This window comes from Paraburkholderia sp. (assembly GCF_035948235.1).
Taxonomy (GTDB): domain Bacteria; phylum Pseudomonadota; class Gammaproteobacteria; order Burkholderiales; family Burkholderiaceae; genus Paraburkholderia.
Genome location: NZ_DASZJJ010000012.1, coordinates 1 through 5,451 on the forward strand (window position 1 = coordinate 1; position 5,451 = coordinate 5,451).

The following is a 5,451-nucleotide window of genomic DNA, read 5'->3' on the forward strand; positions in this document are numbered from 1 at the left end:
CTCGCGCAGCGCGGCATGGCGATGCGCGACGCGGCTGCCGCCATTACGGTGAGCACGACGCTGCAGGCCGTTGCGCAGATCGTCTTCGCGGTGTTCGGCATCGCGCTCTTTTCCGCTTACGCCGCCAATGGCGCGCCGCGCGATCTCGGCCTTGCCGCCGTGATCGCCACGGTCGTGCTCGGCGGCATGATCGCCCTGTTTTACGTGGCGCAGCGCCGTGGCCTGTTTGGCCGCCTGCTGCGTCTCGCGGCCAAAGTGTTCGGCAAGCGCGACTGGTCGTCGCTTGCCACGCGCGCCGACGCCATCGACGCCGCCGTCAAGGAGCTGTATTCCGAACGCGGCCGCGCTGCGGCCAGCTTCGCGCTGAGCCTCGCGGGCTGGCTCGTCGGCACCGCGGAAGTGTGGCTCGCGCTGCATTTCCTCGGCCATCCGGTGGGCTGGATCGACGCGCTGCTGCTGGAGAGCATCGGCCAGGCCATCCGCGGCGCGGCGTTTGCCATTCCCGGCTCGCTCGGCGTGCAGGAGGGCGGCTATCTGCTGCTCGCGCCGCTCGTCGGCCTGCCGCCCGAAGCGGCGCTCGCGCTCTCGCTCACCAAGCGTGCGCGCGAAATCGTGCTCGGTTTGCCGGGCCTTCTGTATCTGCATTTCAGCGAACGTAGCTGGCAACGCCGACGCGCTCCGCGCGGACCCGCTGTCGAAATCGCCGATTGACCTTTTTCTCCCAAGGAACGTTGCGCATGCGCGCCATCATTCTCGCGGCAGGCCTCGGCCTGCGCCTTCAGCAACGCGCTGGAGAACAGTTTCCGAAATGTCTGCTGCAATTCGAGGGCGTTTCGTTGCTCGAACGTCATCTGCAGATGCTCGAATCGGCCGGTGTCACCGAAGTCGTGCTCGCGCTCGGCTTCCAGCCTGAGCTGGTCGAGGCCGAACTCAAGCGCATCAACTGGCCGCACAAGGTCGAAGTGGTGATGAATCCGCGCTTCGATCTGGGCAGCGTGCTGACGGTGCATCGCACCGCTGAAGCCATGACGCGCGGCGGCGATGTGCTCCTGATGGACGCTGACGTGCTCTACGACGAGCGCGTGTTCGCACCGCTGGTGGCTGGCGCTGCGCCGGCCAACCGTCTCTTGATCGACCGCGACTTCGAAGCGGGCGACGAGCCCGTGAAGCTGTGTCTGCGCGACGGCGTGCCCGTCGAGTTGCGCAAGCAACTGGCCGTTGGCCTGCAATACGACACGATCGGCGAATCGGTCGGCTTCTTCCGCCTGAACGAAGCGACGGCGCGTCGTTTCGCACAGATCGTCGAAGGCTATGTCGATACGGGCCGCGCGAACCTGCCGCACGAAGAAGCACTGCGCGATCTGCTGCTCGAACGCGGCGCGGAATTCGAAACGGCCGACGTGACCGGCGCGCCGTGGATCGAAATCGACTTCCCGAACGATGTGACGCGTGCCGCCGAGCAGGTGCTGCCGCAGCTCACGCCGGTCGCAAGCCGCCTGAAGCAGGTCGCCGAATAATCGGGCGTTGAACCTGCATTAATGTTGTTCCGAAGGGCTGCCGCAAGGGCGGCCCTTCTGCTTTATCACGTCGATGCGCGTGCAATCGTGCGCCGCTTCATCTGTTGCCGGCTTCCCGCTTTTCGCAACACGGTGCCATAATGGCAGCTTTACGCCATCAGCCAGGCTGACTGTCGTTCCTGCCCATGCCACTAGCCCTCGGCGCTTTCATCGTTCCGCTCATTGTCGCGTGCTCGATGTTCATGGAGAACGTGGACGCGACGGTCATCGTCACTTCGCTGCCCGCGCTGGCCCGCGATCTCGGCCAGGATCCCATCACCCTGAAGCTTGCCGTCACGAGTTATGTGATCGGCCTTGGCGTGTTCATTCCGATCTGCGGCTGGGTCGCCGACCGCTTCGGTTCGCGCAATGTGTTTCGCACGGCCATCGGCATTTTCATGACGGGCTCGCTGCTGTGCGCGGCCTCGCGCTCGCTCGAAATGTTCGTGGCCGCGCGCTTCGTGCAGGGCATCGGTGGCGCGATGATGGTGCCGGTCGGGCGCATCATCATTTTCCGTTCGCTGCCAAAATCGGACTTCATTCGCGCGGTCAACTACCTGACCGTGCCTGCGCTGCTCGGTCCCGTCGTGGGGCCGCCGCTCGGCGGTTTCATCACCACCTATCTGCACTGGCGGCTGATTTTCTTCGTCAACATTCCGATCGGCATTCTTGGCATCTGGCTCGCGAACCGGCATATCGCCAATATGCACGAGGAGCATCCGGGACCGCTCGACTGGTTCGGCTTTTTGCTTTCGGCGGGCGGCGCGTCGCTATTCATGCTGGGGCTGTCGCTGGTGGGCGGCGAGCTGGTTTCCAATACGAAAGCCGTGACGATGTGCGTGATTGGCGCGTTCCTGCTGGTGGCTTACTGGTTCTACGCGCAGCGTGCAGAGCGTCCCGTTCTCGATCTGAAATTTCTGCGCATCCCCAGTTTCAACGCGAGTGTGGCGGGTGGCTCACTGTTTCGTATCGGACTCGGCGCGGTGCCGTTCCTGTTGCCGCTCGCGCTGCAGGAAGGGCTGGGCATGACGGCGTTCGCTTCGGGGGCGATCACCTGCGCCTCGGCGTTTGGCTCGATCTTCATGAAGGCGATTGTGTCGCGCGTGCTGGGGCGCTTCGGCTTTCGCCGCACGCTGGTCGTCAACGCGGCGGTCGCGGGTGCGGCCATCGCGATCTACGGCGCGTTTTCACCGGGCACGCCTGTGTGGCTGATCTGGTTCATCGTGCTGGCTGGCGGCATTTTCCCGTCGCTGCAATTCACGGGCCTCAATTCGCTGGCTTATGCGGATATTCCCAGCAAGGACATTGGCCGCGCCACCAGTGTCGCGAGCGTGATCCAGCAGGTCTCGCTTGGGCTTGGGGTGACGATTGCGGGGATCGTGCTGCAGGTTTCGCATCGGATACAAGGGCATCCGACTATCGTATGGTCCGACTTCTGGCCGGCTTTCCTCGTGGTCGGACTGTTCTCGGTGGCGTCGATTCCCGTCACTCTGCGTCTGCCGGCCAACGCCGGCGACGAGATCGCGCGCGGGCGGCGCGGCCAGGCTTGAGCCGAAACATTTGAGCGCTGTGAGCTATCGGCGGATGGCCGGATCGCAATCGTTTTCTGCGCGTGCTATAAGCGTTGGAACCGGGTCACAAGCCTGGTGAAAGCTGGGCAAGAACGCGTTAAACGATGAACCGAATCATGGAGGTCACTCAATGAAGTTGGTCGATAGAACGAAAATTTCCGCTGCTGCTCTCGCACTCGTTTCACTTTCCGCTTTATCCGCGGGCTTTCTCGAAGCCACGCCGGCCTTCGCCAAAGATACCCAGCAACGCCCCGCCGTACTGAACGCCTCTGCCGTCGCCGTGGCCGACAAGTACGCCGCCGATGCTGCAGAGCAGATCTTCAAGGAAGGCGGCAATGCCGTGGATGCGGCGGTTGCCATTGCATTCTCGCTGGCCGTGACCTATCCCGAAGCCGGCAATATCGGCGGCGGCGGTTTCATGACGCTTTATGTGAACGGCAAGCCGTATTTCCTCGATTATCGCGAGCGCGCGCCGCTGGCGGCTACGCGCACGATGTATCAGGACGAGCAGGGCAATGTGATCGCCGGCAAGAGCCTCTATGGTTATGACGCGGTGGGTGTGCCGGGCACCGTCGAGGGCATGTGGGAGGCGCAGAAGCGCTTCGGCAAACTGCAATGGAAGCAGGTGCTGCAACCGGCGATCAAATACGCGCGCGATGGCTTCGTCGTCGACGAGCAACTGGCTAAGCGTCGGGACGAAGCGTCCAAAGAGTTCGACGGCAAGACCAACTTCGATCAGTATTTCGGCGGCATGAAAGTGGGTGAAACCTTCAAGCAGCCCGATCTGGCCAACGTGCTCACGCGCATCGCCAATCAAGGCGCGAAGGACTTCTACGACGGCAAGACGGCCGACCTGATCGCGGCTTCGATGAAGGGCCACGGACTGATCACGAAGCGCGATCTGCAGGAATACAAGGCCGTCTGGCGCCAGCCGGTCGAGGCGAAGTGGAACGGCTACGAAGTGATCACCGCGCCGCCGCCCAGCTCGGGTGGCGTGGGCCTCGTGCAACTGCTCAAAATGAAGGCCGATCTTGCGCCGCAGTTCAAGGACGTGCCGCTCAATTCGCCGCAATATATCCATCTGATCGCGGAAATCGAAAAGCGCGTGTTCGCGGATCGTGCGCAATATCTTGGCGACCCCGACTTCTACAAGGTGCCGGTTGCGCAACTGACCGACGACGCCTATATCGCGAAGCGCGCCGCCGATGTCGATCCCGACAAGCCGTCCGATACGAAGAGCGTGCAGCCGGGTCTGGGCACCTCGATGCCGGAAAAGGCGGAAACCACGCACTTCTCGGTGGTCGACAAATGGGGCAATGCCGTTTCGAACACCTACACGATCAACGGCTACTTTGGCTCGGGCGTGGTGGTGCCGGGTACGGGTATCGTGCTGAACGACGAGATGGATGACTTCTCTGCGAAGCCGGGCGTGCCGAACATGTTCGGCGTGGTCGGCAGCGACGCCAACGCAATTGCGCCGAAGAAGCGCCCGCTGTCCTCAATGACGCCGACGATCCTCACCAAGGACGGCAAGGTGTCGCTGGTGATCGGCACGCCGGGTGGTTCGCGCATCTTCACGTCGATCTTCCAGGTCATCAACAACATCTACGACTTCAAGATGCCGTTGAAGGACGCGGTTGGCGCGATGCGTTTCCATCATCAATTGCTGCCGCCCAACACGATCTTCTGGGAGCCGTATGAGCCGATCAACGGCGATCTTGCGCAGCAGGTCGAGGCGAAAGGCTATGTGCTGAAGGGGCAGGACTTCAACGGCGACATCCAGGCCATCCGTATCGACGGCGATACGCCGGAAGCCGCGGCCGATCCGCGCGGCCGTGGCGTGACGCGAGTGGTGCAATAAGGATTCAGGCGTTACCGGTCATTACTACCGGTTGTGCGCGCATCGTGTTTCCGATGAGAATTTTTTGCCGGACAAGTTTTCCTGAAATTCGACGGACACAGGATGCGCGCGCTGCCGAGCACGAAACGATTGCATGGAGTGCGAGTTTGTTCGCCGTTTGTCCTCTTTAATGAGGATTTCAGTGCGGCATGCATCGCGTAGGATGCAAGCTCCGGCGACGTGAAAACCCAGCCGGCGTGTGTTTTATTGGGCGGCTTCGGCTGCCCGTTTTCTTTTTCGCTCGTGATTTTCCCTCGGTGTTGTGCGCCCGCACGCTTCCTTGAAGTCGCCGGAACCGCTCTATAAGCTAGAACGTTCGCGGCAGCCTCGCCGCCCGTCAATCGCCCTTTCAACGCAGAGTCACTGGCGCCGCGCATGTACCTGACAAGCCGCGAACTGGCGTTGCTGGCCGACGTCTTCAAGC

Annotated in this window: 5 protein-coding genes; 4 read left to right on the plus strand and 1 reads right to left on the minus strand. The window is 62.4% G+C overall.

The window, feature by feature from the left end:
* The 4 genes from VG320_RS00895 to ggt all read left to right on the plus strand — a co-directional run.
* Positions 1 to 711 (plus strand): lysylphosphatidylglycerol synthase domain-containing protein (locus VG320_RS00895; RefSeq protein WP_327198303.1); only part of this gene is annotated, 711 nt, incomplete at its 5' end.
* A 26-nt stretch (positions 712 to 737) separates the two neighbouring features.
* Positions 738 to 1,517, plus strand: coding sequence for a phosphocholine cytidylyltransferase family protein (locus tag VG320_RS00900; RefSeq protein ID WP_327198304.1), 780 nt, complete (start codon positions 738 to 740; stop codon positions 1,515 to 1,517).
* Positions 1,518 to 1,702: 185 nt separating this feature from the next.
* Entirely contained in the window at positions 1,703 to 3,106 is a 1,404-nt protein-coding gene (locus VG320_RS00905) for an MFS transporter (RefSeq protein WP_327198305.1), read from the plus strand.
* Between the two features lie 151 nt (positions 3,107 to 3,257).
* A complete protein-coding gene (gene ggt, locus VG320_RS00910) occupies positions 3,258 to 4,988 on the plus strand; it encodes a gamma-glutamyltransferase (RefSeq protein WP_327198306.1) in 1,731 nt (576 codons plus the stop codon).
* A gap of 11 nt (positions 4,989 to 4,999) precedes the next feature.
* Here ggt and VG320_RS00915 read toward each other — a convergent pair.
* On the minus strand, positions 5,000 to 5,451 hold a 452-nt coding region (locus VG320_RS00915), incomplete at its 5' end, for a hypothetical protein (RefSeq protein ID WP_327198307.1).

Bases quoted from the DNA above. Each gene is read 5' to 3' on its own strand.
- VG320_RS00905 (WP_327198305.1), top strand. From the start codon at position 1,703: ATGCCACTAGCCCTCGGCGCTTTCATCGTTCCGCTCATTGTCGCGTGC.
- VG320_RS00900 (WP_327198304.1), top strand. From the start codon at position 738: ATGCGCGCCATCATTCTCGCGGCAGGCCTCGGCCTGCGCCTTCAGCAA.
- ggt (WP_327198306.1), top strand. From the start codon at position 3,258: ATGAAGTTGGTCGATAGAACGAAAATTTCCGCTGCTGCTCTCGCACTC.